Annotated in this window: 22 protein-coding genes; 20 read left to right on the forward strand and 2 right to left on the reverse strand. The window is 74.3% G+C overall.

What is annotated here, in order from left to right; all coding sequences use genetic code 11:
- From RY076_RS04390 to RY076_RS04435, 10 genes are all read left to right on the forward strand, one after another.
- Positions 1–874, forward strand: an 874-nt coding sequence (locus RY076_RS04390; protein ID WP_323096395.1) for a PKD domain-containing protein, incomplete at its 5' end; no start/stop codon positions are given.
- A 336-nt stretch (positions 875–1,210) separates the two neighbouring features.
- A complete protein-coding gene (locus RY076_RS04395) occupies positions 1,211–2,890 on the forward strand; it encodes a hypothetical protein (protein WP_323096396.1) in 1,680 nt (559 codons plus the stop codon).
- Positions 2,890–3,882 (forward strand): hypothetical protein, encoded by a 993-nt coding sequence (locus tag RY076_RS04400; RefSeq protein ID WP_323096397.1) that lies wholly within the window; start codon positions 2,890–2,892, stop codon positions 3,880–3,882. The genes RY076_RS04395 and RY076_RS04400 overlap by 1 nt, the downstream gene beginning before the upstream one ends.
- Positions 3,882–5,078, forward strand: coding sequence for a glycosyltransferase (locus RY076_RS04405; protein ID WP_323096398.1), 1,197 nt, complete (start codon positions 3,882–3,884; stop codon positions 5,076–5,078). Before RY076_RS04400 ends, RY076_RS04405 begins: the two co-directional genes overlap by 1 nt.
- Positions 5,075–5,545, forward strand: coding sequence for a hypothetical protein (locus tag RY076_RS04410; RefSeq protein WP_323096399.1), 471 nt, complete (start codon positions 5,075–5,077; stop codon positions 5,543–5,545). Before RY076_RS04405 ends, RY076_RS04410 begins: the two co-directional genes overlap by 4 nt.
- 5 nt (positions 5,546–5,550) lie before the next feature.
- On the forward strand, positions 5,551–6,582 hold the full coding sequence (locus RY076_RS04415; protein WP_323097176.1) for a phosphotransferase family protein: 1,032 nt from the start codon (positions 5,551–5,553) through the stop codon (positions 6,580–6,582).
- A 119-nt stretch (positions 6,583–6,701) separates the two neighbouring features.
- The gene (locus tag RY076_RS04420) at positions 6,702–7,928 is read left to right on the forward strand and encodes an O-antigen ligase family protein (RefSeq protein ID WP_323096400.1); all 1,227 of its coding nucleotides are present in this window, start codon (positions 6,702–6,704) and stop codon (positions 7,926–7,928) included.
- Positions 7,925–9,208, forward strand: coding sequence for an oligosaccharide flippase family protein (locus tag RY076_RS04425; protein WP_323096401.1), 1,284 nt, complete (start codon positions 7,925–7,927; stop codon positions 9,206–9,208). Before RY076_RS04420 ends, RY076_RS04425 begins: the two co-directional genes overlap by 4 nt.
- Positions 9,205–10,290, forward strand: coding sequence for a hypothetical protein (locus tag RY076_RS04430; protein WP_323096402.1), 1,086 nt, complete (start codon positions 9,205–9,207; stop codon positions 10,288–10,290). The genes RY076_RS04425 and RY076_RS04430 overlap by 4 nt, the downstream gene beginning before the upstream one ends.
- Positions 10,291–10,293: 3 nt before the next feature.
- Entirely contained in the window at positions 10,294–11,073 is a 780-nt protein-coding gene (locus tag RY076_RS04435) for a sugar transferase (protein ID WP_323096403.1), read from the forward strand.
- Here the strand turns inward: RY076_RS04435 and RY076_RS04440 are convergent.
- Positions 11,036–12,676, reverse strand: a complete 1,641-nt coding sequence (locus tag RY076_RS04440) for a Rieske 2Fe-2S domain-containing protein (protein WP_323096404.1) — start codon at positions 12,674–12,676, stop codon at positions 11,036–11,038. The genes RY076_RS04435 and RY076_RS04440 overlap by 38 nt on opposite strands.
- 160 nt (positions 12,677–12,836) lie before the next feature.
- On the opposite strand from RY076_RS04440, the gene RY076_RS04445 reads away from it, so the two are divergent.
- On the forward strand, positions 12,837–13,619 hold the full coding sequence (locus RY076_RS04445; protein WP_323096405.1) for a helix-turn-helix domain-containing protein: 783 nt from the start codon (positions 12,837–12,839) through the stop codon (positions 13,617–13,619).
- A 30-nt stretch (positions 13,620–13,649) separates the two neighbouring features.
- Here the strand turns inward: RY076_RS04445 and RY076_RS04450 are convergent, their stop codons facing one another.
- On the reverse strand, positions 13,650–14,705 hold the full coding sequence (locus RY076_RS04450; protein WP_323096406.1) for an NHL repeat-containing protein: 1,056 nt from the start codon (positions 14,703–14,705) through the stop codon (positions 13,650–13,652).
- A 281-nt stretch (positions 14,706–14,986) separates the two neighbouring features.
- Between RY076_RS04450 and RY076_RS04455 the strand changes: the two genes are divergently transcribed.
- The 9 genes from RY076_RS04455 to RY076_RS04495 all read left to right on the forward strand — a co-directional run bounded on the left by RY076_RS04455 (position 14,987) and on the right by RY076_RS04495 (position 24,484).
- Positions 14,987–16,564, forward strand: coding sequence for a DEAD/DEAH box helicase (locus RY076_RS04455; protein WP_323096407.1), 1,578 nt, complete (start codon positions 14,987–14,989; stop codon positions 16,562–16,564).
- Positions 16,565–16,638: 74 nt separating this feature from the next.
- On the forward strand, positions 16,639–16,806 hold the full coding sequence (locus RY076_RS04460) for a hypothetical protein (RefSeq protein WP_323096408.1): 168 nt from the start codon (positions 16,639–16,641) through the stop codon (positions 16,804–16,806).
- Positions 16,807–17,028: 222 nt separating this feature from the next.
- Positions 17,029–17,577, forward strand: a complete 549-nt coding sequence (locus tag RY076_RS04465; protein WP_323096409.1) for a hypothetical protein — start codon at positions 17,029–17,031, stop codon at positions 17,575–17,577.
- Positions 17,578–17,647: 70 nt separating this feature from the next.
- Positions 17,648–19,546: a potassium transporter Kup gene (locus tag RY076_RS04470; protein WP_323096410.1), complete on the forward strand. Its 1,899-nt coding sequence runs from the start codon at positions 17,648–17,650 to the stop codon at positions 19,544–19,546.
- Positions 19,547–19,702: 156 nt separating this feature from the next.
- Complete coding sequence (locus RY076_RS04475; protein WP_323096411.1) at positions 19,703–20,578, forward strand: aminoglycoside phosphotransferase family protein; 876 nt, start codon at positions 19,703–19,705, stop codon at positions 20,576–20,578.
- 131 nt (positions 20,579–20,709) lie between these two features.
- Positions 20,710–22,089: an MBL fold metallo-hydrolase gene (locus RY076_RS04480; RefSeq protein ID WP_323096412.1), complete on the forward strand. Its 1,380-nt coding sequence runs from the start codon at positions 20,710–20,712 to the stop codon at positions 22,087–22,089.
- Positions 22,090–22,116: 27 nt separating this feature from the next.
- Positions 22,117–22,929, forward strand: coding sequence for a sulfite exporter TauE/SafE family protein (locus RY076_RS04485; protein WP_323096413.1), 813 nt, complete (start codon positions 22,117–22,119; stop codon positions 22,927–22,929).
- Positions 22,930–23,015: 86 nt separating this feature from the next.
- The gene (locus tag RY076_RS04490; RefSeq protein ID WP_323096414.1) at positions 23,016–23,756 is read left to right on the forward strand and encodes a class I SAM-dependent DNA methyltransferase; all 741 of its coding nucleotides are present in this window, start codon (positions 23,016–23,018) and stop codon (positions 23,754–23,756) included.
- Positions 23,757–23,848: 92 nt separating this feature from the next.
- Complete coding sequence (locus RY076_RS04495; protein WP_323096415.1) at positions 23,849–24,484, forward strand: LysE family translocator; 636 nt, start codon at positions 23,849–23,851, stop codon at positions 24,482–24,484.

Raw genomic sequence — 24,484 nt, forward strand, 5'->3', positions numbered from 1 at the left:
CGTCGACCAGGCCGGCCTGGCCTCGACGGCGACCACGAGCGTCCCGGTCCTGGCCGCCTACGTGGCGCCGACGGCGAGGTTCACGGCGACCCCGCGCTCCGGCGCCGTGCCGTTCCGGGTGGCGCTCGACGCGAGCACGTCGTCGGACCCCCAGAAGGGCCGGCTGACCTACACCTTCGTGTGCGGCACCGGCGTGACCGTGGGCCCGCAGGCAACGGCCAGGGCGACCTGCGCCTACTCGCGGACCGGGACCTTCACGGTGCAGGTGACGGTGCGCAGCAGCGTCAGCGGCCTCTCCGGCAAGGCCACGACGACCATCACGTCGCTGGCCAACCGCCCGCCCGCCGCGTCGCTGCGGCTGCTCAAGGGACCGACGACCATCGCGCCGGCGACCGCCACGTTCGACGCGTCGGGCTCGCGCGACCCCGAGCGACGGCCGCTGAAGTACACCTTCACGTGTGGGAACGGCACGCGCGTCGGCCCGCAGCTGTCCGCCCGGGCGACATGCAGGTACCGCACCGGTGGCACGTTCAGGGCCACCGTCACCGTCACCGACGACGTCGGCCACCGCGTCACCAGCGCGCCCGTCACCGTGCGCGTCGGGATCAACCGACCGCCGACCGCCCGTCTCGTCGTGACCCTGTCGAGGCTGCACGCGCCGACGGTCGCCACCCTCCGCGCCTACCGGTCGACCGACCCGGAGCGGCGCCGGCTCACCTACACCTACTCCTGCGGCAACGGCCGGGTCATCGGGCCCACGACGCTCTCGACCGCGACGTGCTCGTACCGGAAGAGTGGTACGTACTACATCCGCCTCACCGTGACCGACGACGTCGGCCAGAGGTCCTCGGTCACCGTGCGGATCAGGGTCTAGCCCGGTCGCCGGGAGCGGCGCAGCGCCCCCGGCCCCACGAGCGCGACCGGGACACCCACCCCCGACTCCCCCCGGGGAACGGTGTCCCGGCCGCCCAAGGCGCGGCCCGAGCATTCCCCCCGCTCGGGCCGCGTCCGGTGCCCCCTGCGCCGGTCGCCGGTCTCGAGCACCCGGCGCCGGCCGCTCCTGCACGTCGCCGGGCTGCGGGAGTCATGCGTTTGACGTAGGCGCTCGTCCGTTGCGGGAGCGATGTGGCAGCGCACGGGCGCACCTAGCGTCGTCAGAGAGTCGGCGGGGCCGCATGCCCCGACGCGTACCCACGGTCCTGGGGGGATCATGACGATCGACGAGGCATTCGGCCGGGTCATCCGCGGCCACTGGCTGATCATCCTGCTCTGCGTGCTCGTGCCCTTCGGGGCGGCGTGGTACATCGGCAAGAACCAGCCCAGCAGCTACGAGGCCGTGGCCCGCGTCCAGATGGGCAGCGAGCTCGCCAACTCCAACGTGCAGGCCGACGCCACGAGCCAGCGCGTGCTCGGCATCGCGACGAGCCCGGGTGTCGTGCGCCAGGCCCTCGACAAGGGCGGCCTGCAGACCGACGTGGCGACCTTCGCCGCCAACAACATCGACGTGCGGCGCGTCGGCGTCTCGCCCGTCATGGAGATCGCGGTCACCGACACCTCGCCCAAGCGGGCCGCGATCATCGCGAACTCGCTGACCCAGGACGTCATCGAGTTCTCCAACGTCGGCGACCAGCCGGCCGTCGCGCAGCGGCGCACCCAGGTGCAGAAGCAGCTCGACGCGCTCGCCGCGCAGCGCCAGCAGCTCGTCAAGAAGATGCCGGGCGCCTCGCCGAACGGCGTCCTCGCGCTCCAGGCGCAGCTGACGTCGCTGACGACGACCCAGGGTGAGCTCGAGCGCCAGCTGTCCGACCTCGACCTGTCCACGGCGACCACGTCGCGCGCCGTGCTGCTCGACCCGGTGCGCGAGCCGACGATCCCGCTGCCGGCGGCGGTCTACCAGCGCGCCGTGCTCGTGGCCCTCCTCGGCGCGCTCTTCGGCGTCGGTCTCGCGGCCGTCCTCGAGGCGTTCCGGCCCAAGCTGCCCTCCCCGCGTGTCGTCGCCCGCACGCTGGGCGTGCCGCACGTCGGCTACCTGCCGCACCGCGACCTCGCCCCGAGCACGCTCGGAGCCGCCGGTCCGATCGCCGACCGGCTCGCCCTGCTCGCCCGCCGGTACGACGCGACGCAGCTGCTCCTCGTCCTCGTCGACGCGCGCGAGGAGGCGTGGGCCCGGTCGCTCGCGCCCCTGCTCGGCCCGCAGGGCGCGCAGACCGGGCACCGCCTCACGGTGCAGGTGCTCGGCCGTGAGTGGGCCGAGCCGGGGGAGCGGCCCGTCCTCGTCGTGCTCTCGCCCGACCAGGTGTCCTCGGCGGCGATCGAGCGCACCCGGGCGCTCCTCGACGCGCTCGGCTGGCCGGTCGTCGGCCTCGTCAGCTACTCGCACGGGCACCGGCACCGCTGGCTGCCGCGCCGGGCCCGCCCTGCCGACCACCAGGCCCCGCGGCCTGAGGCAGCCCACGACGGCGTCGTCGTCGCACCGCGTCCCGAAGCCGCGGCGCCGGGTCAGGCGCGTGCTGGTTCCGGTGACGCCGGGGGCGCGTCGCACGACTTCGACCCTGCGGTCTCGGTGTGGGAGTCGCCCTGGGACCGCGAGGTGGTGCGCGCCGAGCCGGCGGGGAGGGCAGCGGGCGAGAAGCCGGCCGCCAACCGCCCGAACGGGCGGGCCGCCGTGGCGGCCGCGCCGACGCGGGAGACCACTCGCGACGCAGACGGTGACGGCCCCACGGCCGCCGAGACCACCGCGTCCTCGGCGTCCACGGCGTCCACGGCGTCCACGGCGTCCACGGCGTCCACCGTGTCCACGGCGTCCACGGACGCCGACGGAGCGGTCGCGCCCGCGGACCCCGCACCCGCCTCGGGGACGGACCCGGCCTCGGAGGGGGTGCTGCGCTGATGAGCGTGTGGCTCCGCACGGCGGGACTCGTCGTGCACGTCGACGGCGACGCCGCCTGGACCGAGCTCGTCCGCGAGTCCTGCGCCGGCCAGGAGATGGCGGGGCCGGCCGCGACCGCGGACGTCCACGTCATGGTCTCCGACGACGCGACCGTGTCGGCCCGCGCCGGCCACCGGCTCGTGACGCGGGGTGCGTGGACCGATGGCCGCGAGGTGGTCCTCACCGACGCGTGCTCGAGCGGGCTCGACGTCGTCGTCCGGCCCGGGCCGGGCACGCTCGAGGTGGTGGCCCGGCCGCTGCGGGGCTGGCGCCAGCGGGCCCTGGGCCTGGCCGCAGCGGACCGGCAGGTGCTCCTGCAGCGGGCCGTGCTCGTGCAGTACCCGGCCCTGTGGTGGGCCGGTACGAGGGGGCAGGTGCCGATGCACGTGTCCGCGGCGACGGTCGACGGGTACGCCGTCGTGCTCGCCGGGCCGGGCGGCGTCGGCAAGTCGACGCTCGTCGCGACGCTCAGCGGACCCACCGACGCGCCCGTCAGCGACAACCTCTGCACCACCGACGGTCGCATCGTGCACGGCCTGCTGGAACCCACACGGGCAGAGGGCGGTTCGGGGCGGAAGATGCCGCACGGGCGACGCGAGTCCGCCTGGGCGCGGCACGTCGACTCCGTCCGCCCGGACGCCGTGGTCGTGCTCTCCCGCGGTGACGGCGACGCCGTCGAGGTGAGCCGCACCGACCCCGACGCCGCCGCGCGCGAGCTCGTCGGTGGCACCTACGCGGCCGGCGAGCTGCGGCGCTACTGGGCGTACGCGGCGACGCTCGCCCTCGGCACGGGGCTCGGGCCGGCCCACCCCCCGGTCGCCGACGTGGCCGGAACCCTGGCCGCCGGCGTCCCCGTCCTCGGGGTGCGCCTGCCGTCCACCCCCGGCACGACGCTGGGCGAGATCGTCGAACGGGTCCGGGCCCTGGTGCCGGCCGAGGAGGTGGGGTCCTGATGACGACCCGAGTCATGCACGTGGTGACCCGCTGTGTCGCGGGTGCGGGGGGCGTCGCCGTGCGTGGGGCCGTGGCCCTCGACCCGGGCCGCTACGAGAGCGTGCTCGTCACCGGCACCCGCGAGGGGGCCCTGCTCGACCGCGCCCGCGCCGCACGCGTCGAGGTCGTCGTCGTGCCCGAGCTCGTCTCGCCGATCCAGCCGCGCGAGGACGCCACCGCCTTCGGCCGGCTGCTCGACCTCGTGCACGAGTGGCGTCCCGACGTCGTGCACACCCACAGCGCCAAGGCCGGGGCGCTCGGCCGGATGGCCGCCTCCCGCAGCGGCGTCCCGCTCATCGTCCACACCCTGCACGGCTTCCCGTTCCACGAGTTCCAGAACCCCGCGCTGCGGGCCGCGTACATCCGCATCGAGCGCCGCCTGTCGCGGGTCACCGACGCCTACCTCGCGGTCGGCACCGGCGTCGCTGTCGAGGCGCTGCGCCGCGGGCTCGCCCGACCTGACCAGCTGCACACCATCGGTCCGGCCGTCGACGAGCCGAGCGTCCGGCTCGACCCGGTGACGCGGGCCCGGGGGAGGGCGCTGCTCGGGCTGCCCGACGACGTCCCGGTGCTCGGCACCGTCGGACGCCTCGACTTCCAGAAGGCGCCCGAGGTCATGCTCGAGGCGCTGCGCCGGATGCGCACCCCGGCCGTGCTCGTGTGGGCCGGCGACGGCGAGCTGGCCGAGCGCACCCGCCGCGACGTGCACCGCCTGGGTCTCGACGCCCGGGTGCACCTGCTCGGCAACCGCTCCGACGTCGCCGCCCTGCTGCCGGCGTTCGACGTGTTCGCCATGGCGAGCCGCTACGAGGGGCTGCCCTGCGTCGTCGTCGAGGCCCAGCAGTGCGGGATCCCGGTCGTCGCCACGGCGGTCAACGCGGTGCCCGACGTCGTCATCCCGGGGGAGACCGGCCTGCTCGTGCCGCCCGGCCGTGCCGACCTCCTGGCCGCCGCCGTCGACCACGTCTTCGCCCACCCCGAGGAGGCGCGGCTGTGGGCGGCTCACGCGCAGGCCCACCTCGGCGACCGGTACGACCAGACGACCGCCGGTGAGGTGCTCGACCGGGTCTACTCCCAGGGTGCGGCCCAGCCCCGCCGGCAGCTCGTGGGTTTCGGTGGGACCGGCCCGAGCCGTCTCCAGGCGAGGGTGTCATGACCGCCGCGCCGTCCGTGGTGCGGTCGAGGCCCGCGGTGCCCGCCTCGGCGTCCGTGCTCGTGCCGTCGGGTGCGACCGTCGTGTGGCCGTCGGTGCCCGCCGACGCAGAGCGGGCCCTCGGCCTGCCCTCCGGGTCGCCGGTGGCGCTGGCCGACCGGCGCTCCGGTGGTCGGGGACGGTTGCGTCGGGCCGCGGAGCGGCTCGGCGTCGAGGTGGAGTCGGAGTACGTCGTGCTGCCGACATGGTCGTCGGCGACGTTCGTGGCCGCCGACGACCGCGACGCCGTGACGTGGCTGCTGTCCACCTTCCTCACGACGCCGCCGCGCGTCGTGCGCGGTCGCCTGGCGCTCGAGGCGGTCCGTCGCCTCGTCGCGGCGACGACGCGCACGCGGGTCGGCGCCGCGGCCGTCCGGCTCGTCCTCGGCGCGCTCGTGCCCGGGCGCCTCGTCGTCGGGGTCCGCCGGTGACCGACATGGTCGCCCCGGACACCGTGCCTGCCGAGGCCGGTGACCTCCTCCGTGCCGCGCTGCGCGAGCACGCCGGGCCCGCGACGCCGCGGCTCGTCGTCGTCGGGCTGTCCAAGGACGAGAACCCCAAGGCGACCATCCTCGTCTTCGACCCCGGTCGGGCCCGGCCTCGCCTCGTGGCGAAGGCCGCCCTGACCGCGGTGGCCGCCGTGTCCGTCGTCGCCGAGGCGGCGGCGCTGCAGGCCCTCGGCTCCCTCGACCCGGGGCTCGTCGGCGGGACGGTGCCGCGGCTCGTCGACATCCGGCGCGACCGCGGCGGAGCGGTGCTCGTCACCGAGGCGGTGCCCGGGACCCCGATGTCGGTGGACTACCACCGCTGGCGCGGCACGACGCGCCCCGACGCCGTCCGCGCCGACCTCGCCGGTGCCGCGTCGTGGCTGCGCGAGCTGTCCGACGCGGTCGGCCCGCTGCCCGAGTCGAGCTCGCCCGGCGGGTGGCCGGGGATCGCCAAGCGGCTGCGGGCCCGCTGGCCGGCCGACCCGGTGGCCCGCGACGTGGCGGACGCCGTGGCCACGACCATGCCGGGACTGCGGCTGCCCGCGGACGGGCCGTGGTCGGTCGTGCACGGCGACTTCTGGGCCGGCAACGTGCTGCGCACCGACGGACGTGTCACCGGCGTCGTCGACTGGGAGCACGCCGTGGTCGGCGGCGACCCGATGCGCGACCTGACCCGCTTCGCCCTGTCCTACGTGCTCTACCTCGACCGGCACACCCGCAGCGGCCGCGAGGTGCGCGGGCACCCCGGGCTCGTCGCCGGGCCCTGGGGCGAGCCCGTGCGCTACCTCGTGGCGGGCGAGGGATGGCTGCCCGAGCTCGTCCACGGCGTCCTCGCCGAGCACCTCGAGCGGACGGGGCGCGACCCGGACCGCTGGCGCGACGTCCTGGCCATCGGCACCGCGGAGGTCGCGGCACTGTCCGACGAGGCCACCTTCGCGCGCCAGCACCTGCTCCTCGCGGCGGAGCTGTTCCGATGCTGAGGATCCAGACGCCCCTCGCCCCCGGTGTGCCGCTCGAGCGGGCGGGCGATGTTGCGGCGCAAGCGGTTCCGGATCGCGCCACTGACCTGCCAGGCGCTCGCGGACCCCGCCGGGTCGCCGTGGCTCTCACCGTGGCGATCTGCGCGATGCCGCTCCTCGTCCCGAGCGGCCCGGGCAACACCGCCATCGCCGACGTCGGCATCCTCGCCGTCGTCGTCACCGTCGCGGCCTGGCTGCGCACCAAGGCCGTGCCGGTCTCGATGCCCTACGTGCTGCCGGTCAGCATCCTCATGCTGGCCGGATCGGTCGCGGCCTACCACTCCGGCGACGCGACCGCCCTGCTGCCCGTCGTGCAGGACCTCTTCCTGCTCGTCTGGTGCGCGTGCATCGCCAACGCGGTGCGCCAGTACCGCTGGCTGCTCGCCATCGTCCTGCGGGCCTGGGTGTGGTCGGGCATCGGCTGGGCGATCGTCCTCTGCGTCGGGCGCATCGCCCGGATCGGCTGGATGGCCGGGCTCAGCTCCAAGGACGGCGGCCGGGCCTCGCTGACCTTCGCCGACCCGAACCTGTGCGCCAACTACTTCCTCGTCGTCTTCGCGCTCCTGCTCGCGACCTCGGTGGTGCGACGGCGGTGGGCCCGGCTGCTCGGCGCGGGCGCGATCCTCCTCGCGATGGTCTTCACCGGCTCGAACGGGGGCGCGGTCGGGCTCGGCGTCATGGTCGTGGTGGCCCTCGTCGTCGGCCTGGTCAGGCGCCGGGGGGCCGTGGTGGCCGCGGCCGTCGCGTGCATCGCCGCGGCCGCCCTCGGATCGGTCGCCCCCAGCGTCGACATCAACGCCATCGGGCAGCAGGCGAGCGACAGCTTCCAGGTGCTGCGCGACTCGCTCGGGCGCACCGACGAGTCGAGCGGGTCGCGCACCGAGCTCGCGACCGAGACCTTCGGCCTCTACCTCGAGGGAGACCTCCTCGGCGTCGGGCCCGGCCGGACGAAGGCGACGCTGAGCGGGCAGGCCGCGCCGTACATCAAGGAGGCCCACAACGACTACCTCGCGACGCTCGTCGAGCGTGGGGCGGTCGGCGGCGTCGGACTCGTCCTGCTGCTCGTCGTCATCGCCTTCCGGCTCGGCCGGGTGGCGCTCTGGCCGCAGGAGCCCGACGTGCGGGCCCTCGTGCCACGACCGGAGTGGCTGCTCGCCCTGTGCTGCGCGCTCGTGGTGGCCGGGCTCTTCTACGAGGTGCTGCACTTCCGCCACGTGTGGGCCCTCTTCGGACTCATCGCCGGCCTCGACCCGGGCTCCCGCGGCGTGCGCCCGTTCGCCCGGGTGCCCGAGGGGAGGGCATCATGACGTGGGTGCGCGTGCTCGAGCAGGCCCGGCCACGGTTGCGCGGCGCCACGGCCCGGTCGGTCGTCGGCAACGTCGGGGCCCGGCTCGTCGCCCTCCTGTCGATCGCGCTCGTGACCGTCCTCGTGGCCCGCACCGGCGGTGCCGACGACGTCGGCGTGCTCGCCCTGATGCGCGTGCTTCCCGGCCTCGTCGGCGTCGTCGCCGCCTGCGGGCTGCCCGGCGCCATGGGCTACTTCGTCGCCGGCCCCGACGCGGGCCATCGTGGCCTGTGGCCGACGGTCCTCGCGACGATGGCTGCCGGCGCCCTGCTCGGCACCGCGGTCTGGGTCGTGCTGACCCCGCTCGTGCACGACCACCTCATGAGCACGACGACGACGGCCGTCGTCCTCGCGACCGGGGCGACCGTGGCCACCCAGCTGCCGGTCGCGGTCGGCAAGTCGTGCCTGCAGGCGCTCGGCGACGCGAAGGGGTCGAACATCGTCACCGCCGCCGAGGAGGCCGTCTTCGTGCCGGCGTTCCTGGCCCTGTGGGTGGTCGGGCTGCGCGGCGGGTGGCTGCTCGTGGCCTCGCTGCTGCTCGCCGACGTCGTCGTCGCCGTGCACGCGTGGGTGCGGATCGCCAAGCGGGTCCACGAGCGCGGTGGGCACCTCGCCGGCCGGCCCGACGTCGCCCTCGCACGCCGCATGGCGGCCTTCGGTGGTCGCAGCCAGGTCGGGGGCATCCTCAACCTGCTCAACCTGCGCCTCGACGTCGTCGTCCTCGGCGTGATGACCGGGCCGGCGCAGGTCGGCGTCTACGTCGTCGCGTCGAAGTACGCCGAGCTGCTGCGCCTGCCGGGGCTCGCCCTGACGTGGGTCACCTACCCGCAGTTCGCCGGTCGCGCCGAGGGAGCCCGCCACCCGGAGTGGCTCCGGGTGGGCCGTCTCATCGCTCTCGGGGCCGTCGCGGCCGTCGTCGTCGCGGCCAGCGCCACCGTGGTCCTGCCGCTCCTCTACGGCGAGGCGTTCCGTGACGCCGTGCTGCCCGCGGTCTGGATCTGCCTCGGCCTCGTCGTCGAACCGGCGGCGGGCGTCGCGTCCGGCTACCTGCTCGGGTCCGGCCGACCGGGGCTCAACTCCCTGATCCTCGGCGGGGGGTTCATCGTGACCCTCGTGCTCGACCTGCTGCTCATCCCGCGCCACGGCTCGCTCGGGGCGGCCTGGGCCAGCGCCGTGGCCTACCTCGTCACCGACCTGCTCCTCGTCCGCTCGTGGCGACGTCTCGTGGGGAGGACACCGTGAAACTGCACCTCCGCCGGCGTTCTCCCCGATGCTCCTCGCGACCTTCCTCCCGACGCTCCGGGCTGACGGCCGCCGCGCTCGGCGCCGTCCTGCTCACGGGCTGCGCCGCATGCACCTCCGGTTCCGCTGCAGCGCCGACGAACCCGCCCACGGGTCCGGTCACGCTGCGGCCCCAGTACGTCGCGCTCACCGAGGCCGTCGTCGCCCACGGCGCGCAGGCCTGGGTCGAGGCCGACCTCATCAAGGCCTGGGTCACCGGGCCGGAGCGGTACGCCTCGGCGCTCGACGCCGTGGTGAAGCTGGCCGACCGGAACGGCGTGGCGGGCGTCAAGGTCGCCGACGAGCTCGGCTACCAGGACGGCACCGACGCCACGACCGTCATGGCCTTCCTCACCGCGACGACCCGCGCCCTGCACGAGCGGCTGCCCGGCCGCAAGGTCGTCGTCGACCTCATCGTGCCCGAGCTCGGCTGCCTCAGCTGGAGCGGTGTGCCCGAGTCGGTGGCCGGTGCCGCGTCCGCCGACGGGCGGCGCATCTGCGGTGCCGCCGAGGTGGCGCGCAACCCCGCCGTGTCGCTCACGGCCGTCGACCGCTACATCGCCAAGGGCGGGCTCGACATCGTCGACCTCAGCGCCGGGCTGCGCACCGACGCCGAGTACACGGGATGGGGCACGACGCGCGACGCCGCCATGGCCGCTGCCTGGGACGAGGCGTCGCGACGGTGGGGCAAGGACGTCCGCCTGCAGGCGCGCAAGGCCCTCGCGCACTCCGGCCCCTACGACGGGACGAAGGAGTCGGCCGAGGCCGACGTGCACACCTACGTCGACATCCCGCTGGCGCACGGGGCACACGCGGTCGACATCTGGACGTGGAGCCAGCCCTACAAGGGCGGCACGTACACGCTGACCGACCCGGGGCTCGCGCCCAACGACCTGACCCGGGCGCTGCTCGAGCGACGCCAGCGCGGTGTCGAGCTCTGGACCCACATGACGCCCTCGTCGCTGCAGGTCGGCCTCGAGCAGGACGTCGCCTCCGCGGTGTCGATCTTCAGCGGCGTGCTCGTCGCGTCAGGAACAGGGTGAACCATGACGATTCGTGACGCAGTGCCCGAGCCCTCCACGCCGAGTGCGACCGGTGGGCGCACAGCAGTGCGGTCGGGCGGTGGTGCTCACGCGGGCACCGCTGCGATGCAACGACGCCCGCGCGACGGGAGCATCTCCTGGCAGCGCCGCTGGCTCGACGTCGCTGTCGCCGCCACGAGTCTCGTCCTGCTCTCGCCCGTGCTCCTCGTCGTCGCCCTCGCGGTGCGGCTCTCGAGCCCCGGGCCCGTCATCTTCCGGCAGGTCCGGCTGACACGCGGACGGACTCCCTTCACGCTGTACAAGTTCCGCACGATGCGCGTCGGCGCCGCCGGGCCGGAGGTGACCCGTCGGGGCGACCCGCGCGTCACCGGGCCGGGCCGGCTGCTGCGGAAGACGAGCCTCGACGAGCTGCCGCAACTGGTCAACGTGCTGCGCGGGCAGATGACGCTCGTCGGGCCCCGCCCGGAGACTCCCGCCCTCGCCGCGCGCTACCCGGCCGAGGTGGCCTGGGTGCTCGACGAGACCCCGGGGCTCACCGGCCCGGCGCAGATCAGCCTGCGCGACGACGTCAGCGTCGTCAGCGTGCCCGGCGCCGGGGAGGCATCGGTCGCCGACCCCGAGGTCGTGGAGCGCTGGTACGTCGAGCACCTCGTGCCGCTGCGCGTCGCCACCGACCTGACGTTCCTGCGGCGTCCGACGCTGTGGGCGACGCTGCGGGTCATCGGGTGGACGGCCCGCTACCTCGTCACGGGGCAACCACCGGTGATCCCACCGGGCGACTGACGAGCGGGTCGCAGCGGGCGTTGAGGCACTCACCGGTGCCGAGGTCGAACTCGAAGTTGTGGGCCAGGCACCGCAGGACGCCGTCGCGGATCACGGCGCCGTGCGCGAGGTCCTCGCCGGCGTGCGGGCAGTAGCGGCTGACCTCCCAGTCGCGCCGGCCGTCCTCGGTGCGCTCGGCGAGCGTCACGGTGTCCTCGGGGTCGCGCTCGGTCTCGTAGCGCTCGACCTCGTCGAGGGCCGCGGCGTCGGCGTGCTTGAGCAGCCCGACGAGGTAGTCGTTGTACCGGTCCGGGTCGCGCCAGGCCGAGATGCGCAGCGACAGGAACAGGTCCTCCCAGCGGACGCGTCCCGTGAGCACGGCGTCGAGCCAGCGGGCCTCGACGGTGATCCGGTAGCCCGGTGCCGGGCTGCTGCCCGTCAGGTCGACGCTGCACCGCGACGGCCCGAGCTCGACGTCCCACGTGCCACCGTCCTCGCCGTCGACGACGAAGCGCACCGTCATCCCGATGCGGTGCAGGAAGTAGTCCGACAGGGCGCCGAGCTCCTCGAAGTGGGCGGCGAAGCGCTGGGCGAGTCCGCTGCCCCGGGGCGGGTCCGGGAAGTCCGCGTACACGGCGGCGACGTCACCGGCGCGCCGTTCGGCGTACGCGGCCAGGTAGGCGTGCAGGTCGTCCGGCAACCGGCCGTCGGCGGCGACGTCGTCGCGGTCGCCGAGGAGGCTGAACCCCTCCCAGTGCGGGTCGGGCTCGACGACACCGGTGCCGACGTCGAGGCGGTCACCGGGCAGCAGGCGCACGACGGCCTGGTCGCGCAGCCGCGAGCGCAGGTGGGCGGCGGCCTGCCCCGTGTCCGGGAAGATCCCGGGCGGCGCGATCCGGTCGTTGTGCTGGGCGAGCGCCGGGTCGAGGAAGCACGGTGGACCGGCATACGGCATGACGAGCTTCGGCGGGGCGGCGCGCAGCAGGCGGCTCACCGACTTGAACTTGCCGATCCGCTTGTCGGCGCTCATCGAGGCGATGACCTCGGGCGGGTACTCGTAGCAGATCGGGTGCCAGGACGCCCCGGACATCTGCACGCCCATGAGGTCGAGCGGGCGGCCCACCTCCTCGACGGCCCGCCGCAGCTGCGCGACCGTGAGGCGAGCGTCGTTGGTGTGCAGGATCGCGTGGCCCGCGGCGTACACGAGGACCGCCGAGTCGTGGCACATCGGCGACTGCTCCTGGATGACCGTCATCCAGTCGCCGTGGCGGTTGAGCGCGAGCCGCTCCCAGCGGTCCAGCTCGATGACGACGTTGCGGATCCCGGCGGCCCGGATGCGCGAGATCATCTCCGGCGCGGGGTAGCGCGGGATGACGATGCGCACGTTCTCGGGCAGGATCCGCAGCAGGTCGAGGTCGAGGTGGTCGAGGTGCTCGTGGGAGATCGTGACCCAGTCGGCGTCGAGCACGTCGGGCCGCAGCAGGTGCGAGTTGTCGGGGAACGGGAACCACGACCCGAGGAAGGCGCCCTGCGGCGACATCCACGGGTCGCAGAGCATCGTCAGGTGCGGGGCGTCGATGCGCAGCCCCGCGTGTCCCAGTGAGGTCACGACCGGCGCGTTCATGCCTCGATCGTGCGACCGCGCGGCCCCGAGGGGCACCGCCGCGCGGACGACCCCGCCCTACAGCAGGTGCAGTAGGGCGGGCGTCGGTGAACTCATGTGACGCCGCTCCGGGCCACAGGGCATGCTGTGGTCGGACGGACGGGGGATCGAGTGGACCGACATGGAGCGTGAGGAACGGCCGAGCGAGGCGGCCGACGCACTGCTGGAGATGCACATCGCGGCTGCGACGCTGCGCTCCCGGGTCGAGCAGCTCGTCCTCGACCGCCGGGCGGGGCGCTCCACCCCCGGGTTCCGGCTGCTGGGAGCGGGCCTCGAACAGATCGACGCCGGTCTGGCCGCCCTCGAGCCGACGGCTCGTTCGAGTGTCTGGACGATGCAGCCGATCATGTCCTGGGACCCTCAGAACGGCATGCTCGAGATCGACGACCAGACCCGCCGGCGCGGACTCGACTTCTGCTTCGTCACGCGCGAGCGAACTGCCGAGGTCTTCCCACTCCTCAGCTCCGAGATGCCGCACGTCCGGTTCGGGCCGGCGCCAGCGCAGTTCATCCTCGTCGACGGCGTCACCGCCGTCCTGGGCGGACCTCCCGACGACGACGGGTACCCGACCGCCTGGCTGACGACCCGCGCCGAGCTCGTGACGCTGGTCCGCGGGATCTGGGACATCGCCCGGCCGCTGTCCCGGGCGGGTGTCCCAGCAGGTGCGGAGCCGCCGTTCACAGCGAGGCAGTGCCTCATCGCCCGACGGATGGTGCTGGGTGCCAAGGACGCCGCCATCGCCCGCGAGCTCGGGGTGTCCGTCCGAACGGTCGCCGCCGAGGTCGCGGCCTTGATGGAGGGTCTCGGGGCGGCGTCACGAGCAGAGGCCGCGCTCGTCCTGCGGGGCGGGAGCGACCGCCAGGCCGACGTGCGCCGACGCGGCATGGGCGGCGGCGGACGGTGAGCGCGGCGCTGGCCGCTGGCCGCGCGGGTGTCAGGCGGGGGAGAGCCGCAGGATGACGTCTGACTGGTCGTCGGACACGTACACGTTGCCCGACGCGTCGACGAGCAGTCCCTGCGGCTCGACGAGCCCGATGCTCGCGAGCACCGTCGAGGCCCCGCCGCCGGCCGGCCAGCGACGCAGGTCGTGGTCGACGTGGCGCACGTCGGTGACGAGCAGGTCGCCGGCGGCGTCGAACGCCAGGTCGTCGGGCATGCTCGCGCGGGCGACCCGGGTGTGGCTGCCGCCCGGCCCCAGGCGCCGGACGTCGCCGCCGCACTCGTCGGCGACGTACACCGCACCGCCGGAGTCGACGGCGGCGCCGACCGGGTGGGTGAACCCGCGGGCCAGCGCTGTCAGTGAGCCGCCTTGGGGTGCAAGGCGATAGATCGTCCCGGTGACGGGGTCGGGGATGACGAGCGTGTGCGTCGTCGGGTCCCAGGCGATCCCGTCGACGCCACCACGGCAGGTCGCCTTGACCGGACGTCCGGGAAGCGTGGCGAGGACCCGCGGCGACTGCTGCCCGGGTGCAAAGGCCAGGACGCGGTTGGTGTTCTCCTCGGCGACCACGAGGGTGCCGTCGGCGAGCTGGACCAGGCCCTCGGGGCCGTCGAGGCCGCGGTGCACGACGCGCGTCGACCCGTCGGCGGCCAGGCCCGTGATGGTGCCGTTGGTGTAGTCGCTGTAGAGCAGGGCGCCCGTCGGGTCGAGCGCGAGGTCGTCGGGGTGGTCGGCGCCATGGTGGACGACGGTCGTGCGGTACGCGCGCGGGGCGCCCGCGGCACGGGTCGGGGTCGGGGCCGACGAAGGCGTCGTGGGCGTCGTGGGCGTCGAAGACGTCGGCGTGCTCGCGGTGGACGCCGTGCCGGACTGCGGACTTCTCTGCGTGCCGGGCGCCGTCGCGGGCGAGGTGCTCGTCGCAGGCGGTGCGGTGGACGTCGGCGCCGGTGACCCGCCGCTGCACGCGGCGACGCAGAGGCAGGAGAGCGCGGCGGTCACGACTCCGGTCGTGGCCCGCTGGAACCGGGGGAGGACGCGTCGCCCACGCACGGACCGACGCTAGGACCCCCGGCTGTGGTGCGGCCGTGAGCACGCTCGGTGTCGCATCGGCTCGGCATCGGTGTCGCCCACGGTGGACCGTGGTCGAGGCATCGCCCGGCGCCCGGTAGACTGGGTGACAGCGACCCGCCCAGTTCTGCCTCGGGTCGCCTCTTCTGCGCCTGGCGCCCCGCGCCGGCCCGTCGATTCGCTCTTGCGCCGCGACCCCTCGATGACCGAGGCCCCTCGCGCCGGGCAGAACGACCACATCCACTTTTTGGAGTACCCCCGCTGTGTCCACTGACACGACCTTTGCCGCCCTCGGCGTGCCCACCTCCCTCGTCGCGGTCCTCGAGGACCTCGGCATCACCACCCCGACCCCGATCCAGGCGGCGACGCTGCCCGACTCCGTCGCCGGGCGCGACGTGCTCGGCCGCGGCCGCACGGGGTCCGGCAAGACCTACGCCTTCCTGCTGCCGCTGCTGACGCGCCTGTCGCAGTCGGGCGTCCGTCCGCAGTCCCGCCGACCGCGGGCGCTCGTCCTCGCCCCGACGCGTGAGCTCGCGAGCCAGATCGAGGCGGCCATGGCGCCGCTGGCTCGCCCCCTGGGCCTGACGTCGCAGACCGTCTTCGGCGGCGTCGGCCAGAACCCGCAGGTCCAGGGCCTGCGCAAGGGCGTCGACGTCGTCGTCGCCTGCCCGGGCCGCCTCGAGGACCTCATGCAGCAGGGCCACGTGTTCCTCGACGCCGTCGAGATCACGGTGCTCGACGAGGCCGACCACATGGCCGACCTCGGCTTCCTGCCCGGTGTGCGCCGGATCATGGAGAAGACGCCGCGCGACAGCCAGCGCCTCCTCTTCTCGGCCACGCTGGACGGTGCGATCAACGTGCTCGTCAAGCGCTTCCTCTCGAACCCGGTGACCCACCAGGCCGACTCGGCCCAGTCGCCGGTGTCGACGATGAGCCACCACGTGCTGCACGTCGACAACGGTGCGCACCTGCCGGTCATCCTCGACCTCGCCGCGGCCCCCGGTCGCAAGGTCGTCTTCACGCGGACCAAGCACCGCGCCAAGAAGCTCGCCAAGCAGCTCAACGCGTCGGGAGTTCCGGCCGTCGAGCTGCACGGCAACCTGAGCCAGGGCGCGCGCACCCGCAACATGGACGACTTCCACTCCGGCCGGGCGCAGACGCTCGTCGCCACCGACATCGCGGCGCGCGGCATCCACGTCGACGACGTCGCCCTCGTCATCCACGCCGATCCGCCGGTCGAGCACAAGGCGTACCTGCACCGCTCCGGCCGCACGGCCCGCGCGGGCAACGCCGGCACGGTCGTCACGATGATGCTCGACGACCAGGTCCGCGACGTGCGCGACCTGACCCGCAAGGCCGGCATCAAGCCGACGACGACGCGCGTCGCGCCGGGTCACCCGCTGCTCGAGGAGCTCGCCCCGGGCGAGCGCTCCTTCGCCGGCGCGCTGGTGCGCGAGGCCCCGGCCGCCCGTGCGGCCTCCGGCTCGGGGGAGACCTCGGGTCGTGGCCGGGGACGCGGCCGCGGCCGTGGCGCCCAGGGCACCCAGGGCGGCCAGGGCACCGACGGCGGTGGCACCCGTGGCACCGGTCGCTCCGGCGGCCGTGGTCGGGGTCGTTCCGGTGCGGGCTCGTCCGAGTCGCGTCCCGACGCGCGCCCCGAGTCCCGGACCGGAGGTCGCCGCTCCGGCGGCCAGGGCGGGCAGAAGCGTCAGGGCGGGCAGGGCGGCCAGGGCGGTTCGGGCCGTCGCGGCGGCTCGACGACCGTCTACTCGACGAGCAGCGGCGGCAGCGCCGCCGCCTTCTCGGCCGGCACCCGCGCCGGGTCGCGCCGCTCCCGCTGACCTCGTCCGGCTCCGCACCAGCGCGTCGAGGCGGGCGCTTGCCCTGACGCGTCGGTCGGGGTTCCACTGAGACGGTGGGACGTTCTGGTGCCGTTGCGCTCTACGTGCTGGCGCTCGTGGTCGTCGTCGTGACGGTCGACGTGCTGTTCTTCCGCAACCACTTCTGGGAGCGCCTGGCGGTCAACGTCGGCATCGTCCTGGTGTTCAGCGGGTTCTTCTACCGGTTCATGCGACGCACCTGACGCGGCGGTCGCGTCGGAGCACGACGGGCGGGGTCTCTTCGTCGAGCTCGGCGCCGCGTTGGCGCGGGCGCGGCAGGGCCTCCTCGCGCACGTCGTCGTCATCGGCCCGGTGCACCACGACAGCGTCTTCCTCCACCACCCGGCCGTGCAGCGCGTGGGCGTCGTCGAGGACTGGCTGGCGCGCCTGCCCGGAGTCGCCCGTGCGCGTGGCACTCTGGGCCCGTGCCCTCGCGACTGCGGTTCGTCCTGAGCCAGCTCGGTTCCAAGCCCGGAGGGAAGGACGCGTTGTCCTCCCTCGTCGACGCCGCGTCGCTGCCGGGCGCGGGCTGGGCCGTGCTCGACGAGCGCACGTGGCGAACCGGCCGGCAGAAACCCGCCGAGCCGTGGGCGCAGCGGGCGGCGGCGGCCGGCAGCATCACGGCCTGGCGCTCGTACCGGTCCGAGGGCCGCTCCCTGTGGCTCCAGCGCGTCCCCACCGTGGGCCCGGACGACGCCCGGGCGGCCCTGGCCGCGATCCCGACGGCGTTGCTGGCCAACCTGCGCAGCACGGTCCGCCTCGACTCCGAGGCCGATGTCGAGCCGCCGGACGTCGCCGGGGCGGACGCCGCCTGGGCGCACGAGCAGCACACCTCCGGGCACCCCGACGCCGGCACCGCCCTCCTGCTGTGCTGGACCTCCGGCGACCAGCTCTTCGCCCTCGGTGCGGCGGGCCGCCCAGAGTGGACCTGGACCGAGGTCGCCGCGCTCGCGGAGGCCCAGAACGCCTGGTAGCCGGTGGCGCGGCGCGCCGGCCTCAGGCACCTCGCGCCCCTCGCCGGACCCGGTGGAAGGATGGACGCTCGTGGCGCACACCTCTGAACGGTCCCGTGGCGGTCTCGCAGCCCTGGCGCTCGGCGCGCTCGGCGTCGTCTTCGGCGACATCGGCACCTCGCCGCTCTACGCGCTGCAGACCGTCTTCTCCGTCGACCACAACACGGTGGCGACGACCCCGAGCGACGTCTACGGGGTCATCTCGCTCGTCTTCTGGTCGGTGACGCTCGTCGTCTCGGTCAAGTACGTCGTGTTCATCCTGCGAGCCGACAACGACGGTGAGGGCGGCGTCATGGCGCTGGCCGCGCTGGCCCGCACCGCCGTGCGACCGGGCGGCAGGCGGTACGGCCTCGTCATGCTGCTCGGGGTCCTCGGTGCGTCGCTCTTCTACGGCGACAGCGTCATCACCCCGGCCATCTCGGTCATGTCGGCCATCGAGGGCCTGTCGGTGTCGACGCCCGGCGTCGAGCACCTCGTCGTGCCCATCGGGGTGGTGATCATCGCCCTGCTCTTCGCCGGCCAGCGCTTCGGCACCGAGCTCGTCGGCCGCTTCTTCGGTCCGGTCATGGCGCTGTGGTTCGCCGTCCTCGCGGTCCTGGGCGTCGCGCAGGTGGTGCGCGACCCGGCGATCATCACCGGGCTCTCTCCGCACTACGCCGTGCTCTTCGTCGTCGAGCACCCGGGTGTCGCGTTCATCGCCATGGGTGCGGTCGTGCTGTCGATCACCGGCGCCGAGGCGCTCTACGCCGACATGGGCCACTTCGGGCGGGCACCGATCCGGCGCGCGTGGTTCTTCGTCGTCTTCCCGGCGCTGACGCTGAACTACCTCGGCCAGGGCGCGCTCATCCTGCGCGACCCGTCGACGGCTGCGAGCCCGTTCTTCCACCTGGCCCCCGACGCCCTCGGCCTGCCGCTCGTCGTCCTGTCGACCGTCGCGACGATCATCGCCTCCCAGGCCGTCATCTCCGGGGCGTTCTCGGTGTCGCGCCAGGCCGAGCGCCTCGGCTACCTGCCCCGGCTGACCGTTCGGCAGACCTCGCACCGCGAGCGCGGCCAGATCTACGTGCCGGCGGTCAACTGGACCCTCTTCGTCGGCGTCATCGCACTGCTGCTGCTGTTCCAGTCCTCCGAGCGGCTCGCCACCGCCTACGGGCTCGCCGTCACGGGCACGTTCCTCATCACGACGACGCTCTTCCTCATCCACGCCGAGGCCGCCTGGGGTTGGGACCGTCGCCGCCTGCTGCTGCTCGGGATCCCGCTCGCGGCCCTCGAGCTGACGTACTTCGCCGCCAACCTGACCAAGGTCTTCCACGGCGGCTGGCTGCCCCTCGTCATCGCCACGCTCGTCGCGACCGTGATGCTGACGTGGCAGCGCGGGCGACTGCTCGTCACCGACCGACGCACCGAGATGGAGGGCCCGCTCGAGCCGTTCATCGACTGGCTGCACACCGACCCGGTCTCCAAGGTGCCCGGCACCGCGGTGTTCCTGCACCCGGGCAAGGAGTCCACGCCGCTGGCCCTGCGCGAGAACGCGACGTTCAACCACGTCATCCACGAGCTCGTCCTCATCGTCAGCACGTCCTCGGAGAACGTGCCGTTCGTGCCCGACGAGGAGCGCGTCGTGCTCGACCACCTCGGCGACCCCTACGACGCCATCACCCACCTGACACTGCGGTTCGGGTTCCAGGAGGAGCAGGACGTGCCGCGCGCCCTCGCGCTGGCCCGCGACCAGGGCATCGTCGAGGTCGACCCCGACACCGCCTACTACTTCGTGTCCCGCATCTCGGTGAGCCGTGGCCCCGCACCGACGATGCGCGCCTGGCGCAAGCGGCTCTTCCTCGCCCTGGCCCACAACGCGGCCTCGCCGACCGGCTACTTCAACCTGCCCGAGGACCGCACCGTCTCGATGGGTGCCACCGTCACCTTCTGACGCCCTCGCCTTCTGAGGCCCTCCCGCGGCGCCGGCGTCCACGATGACGACCACCATTCGCGTCACCACGTCGCCGACGTGCTCGGCCCACGCGTCGCGGGTGGTTGGTGGTCGTCATCACGAACGGTGCGCCGCGCAGCCGCTACCGTGCGGCGCATGACACCGCCGGCCGACAGCCTCCAGCGCCACGCCGACGCGATCGCCTGGGCGCAGAGGGAGATCGGCGCGGACGTGGCGTCCGTCCGGCCGCTCGAGGGCGGGCTCACCTCGACGATGCTGGCGCTGTCCGACGCATCGGGACGGGGTCACGTGCTGCGCCTCATGACGAACGAGCCGTGGCGCTCCCACGGGGCCGAGCTGACGCGTCGGGAGCGTGACGCGCAGCGCGCGGTCGCGTCGTCGCCGGTGCCCGCGCCGACGAGCGTCGCGCTCGATGCCGACGGCGCCGAGGCCGGCGTGGCCGCCCACCTCATGACGCGCCTGCCCGGCACGCCGACCCGGGAGGTCGATGGTGCGACGGTCGAGGCGATGGCCGGCACCCTCGCTGCGATCCACGCGGTGCGACCGGCCGAGCCGTTCCGGACCTACCAGTCGTGGGCGTGGGAGGCCAAGCGGGTGCTGCCGCCGTGGACGCGCCACCCGGCGTCGTGGTCGCGCGCCTTCGAGCTGCTGGCGCAGGAGCCGCCGGGGTACGCGCCGACCTTCCTGCACCGAGACTTCAGCCACCGCAACCTGCTCTGGGACGGCGGCCGGGTGTCCGGCGTCGTCGACTGGGTGGAGACCTCGACGGGGCCGGCGTGGCTCGACGCCGCGCACGCGGCCACCACCCTCGCCCTCGCGCACGGCCCGGGCCCGGCGCGGGGCTTCCTCGACGCGTACGGGCCGCTCGCGCCCGAGGAGCCGTGCCCCTACTGGCTCGTCATGGACGCCGTGGGCTTCCTGCCCCCGCCGGGCCGGGAGCCGCTGTTCTCCTCGACCACCGAGCTGGCGCGCCTGGACGGGTGGCTGCACGGCCTCGTCGCGGGCACCTGAGTCCGTCCTCGCGGCCCGGGCGCGGAGGGGTGATCGCGCCCCCTACGTGCGGGCGGAGGCGCCGCGGGAACATACCCATGGGGGTATGGGTTAGCATCGGTGGCAGAGATGACGCCCACTCGGAGGAATCCATGATCTTCACCCAGTACTACCTCGACTGCCTGTCGCAGGCGTCCTACCTGATCGGCGACGCGTCGACCGGCCAGGCGGTCGTCGTCGACCCGCGGCGCGACGTCGCCGAGTACCTGGCCGATGCCGATGCGCGAGGGCTGACGATCGTCGGGGTCGTCAACACCCACTTCCACGCCGACTTCGTCTCGGGGCACCTCGAGCTGGCGCGCGCCACCGGTGCCTGGATCGGCTACGGCGAGGCCGCAGCCACGGACTTCCCGGTGCGTCACCTGGCGGACGGCGAGCGGGTCTCCCTCGGCGAGGTCATGCTCGAGGTCATGGCCACGCCGGGTCACACGCCCGAGTCGATCTCGGTGCTCGTCTTCGAGCGCGCCGACGACGAGGTCGCCTACGGCGTCCTGACCGGTGACGCCCTGTTCATCGGCGACGTCGGCCGGCCCGACCTGCTCGCCTCGGTCGGCGTCACCGCCGAGGACCTCGGCCGGATGCTCTACGACTCGGTCCAGCACCGGCTCATGGGCCTGCCCGACGCCGTCCGCGTGTTCCCGGCCCACGGCGCCGGCTCGGCGTGCGGCAAGAACCTGTCGACCGAGCGGCAGTCGACGATCGGGGAGCAGCGTGCCTTCAACTACGCCTGCCAGCCGATGACCGAGGAGCAGTTCCTCGAGGTCGTCACGGCCGGGCAGCCCACGGCCCCGGCCTACTTCGTCTACAACGCGACGCTGAACAAGCAGTCGCGCGACGTGCGCGACGTCGACGCCGCCGTGCCGGCTCTCGCGGTCGACGCGGTGGAGGCGGCCCTGGCCCGCGGGGCTCGGGTGCACGACGCCCGCGACGTGCAGGACTTCGCCGCCGGCCACCTGCGAGGGTCGGTCAACGTGCCGGTCGACGGCCGGATGGCCGAGACCGTGGGCATGGTCTTCGCCCCCGACGACGAGATCGTCGTCATCGCCCCCGAGGGGCAGGAGCAGGAGGTCGCGACGCGGTTCGCCCGGATCGGCTACGACCACGTGCTGGGGTACGTGGCCGACCCCGAGGGCTACCTGGTGGCGCACGAGGGCGAGGTCGTCCGGGCCAGCCGCCTGGCGGCGGCCGAGGTCGATGCGGTCCGTGGGCGTGAGGACGTCCAGGTCGTCGACATCCGCAACGCCGGCGAGGTCGAGGCCGGCACGCTGCCCGGCGCCCGGCACATCCCACTGGCCGAGCTCGCCCGCCGCTCCGACGAGCTGGACCCCACGCGTCCGGTCCTCGTCTTCTGCGCGGGTGGCTGGCGCAGCTCGGTGGGCGCGAGCCTGCTGCGCGCCCAGGGCTTCGCCGACGTGTCCGACATCCTCGGCGGCTACGGCGCGTGGGACCGCGCCCGCGCCACCGTCGCCTGACCCGGGCTCGCTGACCAGGATGCCGTCGTGCTGATCGCCGTCCCGCTCGGGCTCGCCATCGGTCTCGCCCTCGGCGCGCTCGGCGGGGGCGGCTCGATCCTCACCGTCCCGGCCCTCGTCTACGTGCTCGGCCAGGACGCCCGCACCGCCACGACGAGCTCGCTCGTCATCGTCGGGCTGACCTCGCTCATCGCGCTGGTGCCGCACGCCCGGGCCCGACGCGTCCGGTTCGGCCAGGGGCTCCTCTTCGGCGCGCTCGGCACGGCGGGCTCCCTCGCCGGGTCCGCCCTGTCGGCGTCCGTGCACCCGACCACCCTGCTCACCGCCTTCGCGGCGCTCATGCTGCTCGTCGCGACGCTCATGCTGCGCCGCGCCCGCAGCGCCCGCGACGCACCTCGTGACCTGGCGCTCGACCCCACCGTCGAGCCGATGCTCACGCTGCGCCCGTTCACGTGCGCCTGCCCCCGGGTGGCCAAGGTGGTCGTCACCGCCAGTGCGGTCGGGCTGCTCACCGGGTTCTTCGGCGTCGGAGGGGGATTCGCCCTCGTGCCCGCGCTCGTTCTCGCGCTCGGTTTCCCGATGCCTGTGGCGGTCGGCACCTCGCTGCTCGTCATCTCCGTCAACAGCGCCACCGCGCTCGCGGCTCGAGCCGGCTCGGGCGCCGGTCACCTCGACTGGGCCCTCATCGGCGTCTTCACGGTGGCCGCCGTCGCCGGCAGCCTCGTCGGCGGGCGGCTCACCAGCCGTGTCGACCCCCGTCACCTGACCTCGGCCTTCGCGAGCCTGCTCGTGCTCGTCGCGCTCTACACCGGCGTCCGCTCGCTCGGCCTCGTCGGCTGACCGGGCGGCGCGCGGCGGGAGAGGGCGGTGGGCAGGGCGGCGTAAACCGGTCGGGGGGGGGATGCCCGCGCCGCGAGACTGCCCGGATGACGAGCAGCGACGTGTGGACCGAGGAGGCCGCGGCGACCTACGACGAGGACTCCGCCGAGCAGTTCGCTCCGGGGGTGCTCGGACGCACCGTCGAGGTGCTCGCTCGGCTCGCCGGCGACGGGCCGGCGCTCGAGCTCGCCGTCGGCACCGGCCGCGTCGCCCTGCCGCTCGCTGCGCGGGGCGTGGCCGTCACGGGCATCGAGCTGTCCGAGCCGATGGCGGACCGCCTGCGCGCCAAGGACCCCGAAGGACGCGTCCCGGTCGTCGTCGGTGACATGGCCACGACCGAGGTGGACGGCGTCGGCGCCCACTCCCTCGTCTACCTCGTCTGGAACAGCATCTCCAACCTGCGCACCCAGGCCGAGCAGGTGCAGTGCTTTCGCAATGCTGCCCGCCACCTGCGCCCGGGCGGCCGGTTCGTCATCGACCTCTGGGTGCCGCCGCTGCAGCGGATGACGCCGGGCACCGAGGTGGTGCCGATGGTGATGGGCGAGGACCACCTCGTCTTCGACACCTACGACCTCGTCACCCAGGAGTGCGTCTCGCACCACTACCGCACGCGTCCGGACGGCACGGTGCACCACGGCGTCGGGCACTTCCGCTACATCTGGCCGATGGAGTGCGACCTCATGGCGCAGCTGGCCGGGCTCGAGCTCGAGTCGCGCTGGGCCGACTGGTCCGGCGCGCCGTTCACCGCCACGAGCGAGGCCCACGTGTCGGTGTGGCGCAAGCCCTGAGCGACGCCGGGGTGTCGGGCCCGGGCGGGCCCGGCGCGTCCGTGCTCCGGGAATGGGGAGCGTCCTGTCAGGAGTGATGCCACACTTTGCTCATGACATGGCAGAGCGTCTGGGCGTTCACCCTCTTCGCCGTCGTCGTCACGCTGGTGCCGGGGCCCGACTTCGCCGTCGTGCTGCGCGGGGCCCTCGTCGGCGGGCGTCGCCGCGGCCTCTGGACGGCAGCCGGCGTCACGACCTCGAACGCGGTCCAGGGGGTCGCGGTGGCCCTCGGGATCGGCGCCGTCGTCGCGGCGAGCAGGCCGGTCTTCACCGCGGTGAAGTGGGTCGGTGTCGCCTACCTGCTGTTCCTCGCGGTGCAGGCCCTGCGTGCCGCGGTGGGCGGTCGATACGCAGCCGCCGACCCCGACGCGCCACGCCCCAGCGGCGCGCGCCAGGCCTGGCTCGGCTGGCGTCGGGGGTTCACGTCGAACATCACCAACCCCAAGGTGCTGGCCTTCTACCTCGCCGTGCTGCCGCAGTTCCTGCCGGCCGGCGGCTCGGCACTACGGGCCGTCCCGCTCGCACTCGTCCACGCCGTGGTCTCGGCCGTCTACCTCGCGCTCGTCACGCTCGGGGCCGACCGTGCCCGACGCGTCCTGCAGCGTCGACGCGTCCGGCGGGCGGTCGACGCCCTGACCGGCACGGCGATGCTCGGGTTCGGCCTCCGGCTCGCCACCGAGCACGTCTGA

Source organism: Intrasporangium zincisolvens (assembly GCF_034724055.1).
Classification (GTDB): Bacteria; Actinomycetota; Actinomycetes; order Actinomycetales; family Dermatophilaceae; genus Monashia; species Monashia zincisolvens.

Bases quoted from the DNA above. Each gene is read 5' to 3' on its own strand.
- RY076_RS04395 (WP_323096396.1), top strand. From the start codon at position 1,211: ATGACGATCGACGAGGCATTCGGCCGGGTCATCCGCGGCCACTGGCTG.
- RY076_RS04400 (WP_323096397.1), top strand. From the start codon at position 2,890: ATGAGCGTGTGGCTCCGCACGGCGGGACTCGTCGTGCACGTCGACGGC.
- RY076_RS04405 (WP_323096398.1), top strand. From the start codon at position 3,882: ATGACGACCCGAGTCATGCACGTGGTGACCCGCTGTGTCGCGGGTGCG.
- RY076_RS04410 (WP_323096399.1), top strand. From the start codon at position 5,075: ATGACCGCCGCGCCGTCCGTGGTGCGGTCGAGGCCCGCGGTGCCCGCC.
- RY076_RS04415 (WP_323097176.1), top strand. From the start codon at position 5,551: ATGGTCGCCCCGGACACCGTGCCTGCCGAGGCCGGTGACCTCCTCCGT.
- RY076_RS04425 (WP_323096401.1), top strand. From the start codon at position 7,925: ATGACGTGGGTGCGCGTGCTCGAGCAGGCCCGGCCACGGTTGCGCGGC.
- RY076_RS04435 (WP_323096403.1), top strand. From the start codon at position 10,294: ATGACGATTCGTGACGCAGTGCCCGAGCCCTCCACGCCGAGTGCGACC.
- RY076_RS04440 (WP_323096404.1), bottom strand. From the start codon at position 12,676: ATGAACGCGCCGGTCGTGACCTCACTGGGACACGCGGGGCTGCGCATC.
- RY076_RS04445 (WP_323096405.1), top strand. From the start codon at position 12,837: ATGGAGCGTGAGGAACGGCCGAGCGAGGCGGCCGACGCACTGCTGGAG.
- RY076_RS04475 (WP_323096411.1), top strand. From the start codon at position 19,703: ATGACACCGCCGGCCGACAGCCTCCAGCGCCACGCCGACGCGATCGCC.
- RY076_RS04480 (WP_323096412.1), top strand. From the start codon at position 20,710: ATGATCTTCACCCAGTACTACCTCGACTGCCTGTCGCAGGCGTCCTAC.
- RY076_RS04490 (WP_323096414.1), top strand. From the start codon at position 23,016: ATGACGAGCAGCGACGTGTGGACCGAGGAGGCCGCGGCGACCTACGAC.
- RY076_RS04495 (WP_323096415.1), top strand. From the start codon at position 23,849: ATGACATGGCAGAGCGTCTGGGCGTTCACCCTCTTCGCCGTCGTCGTC.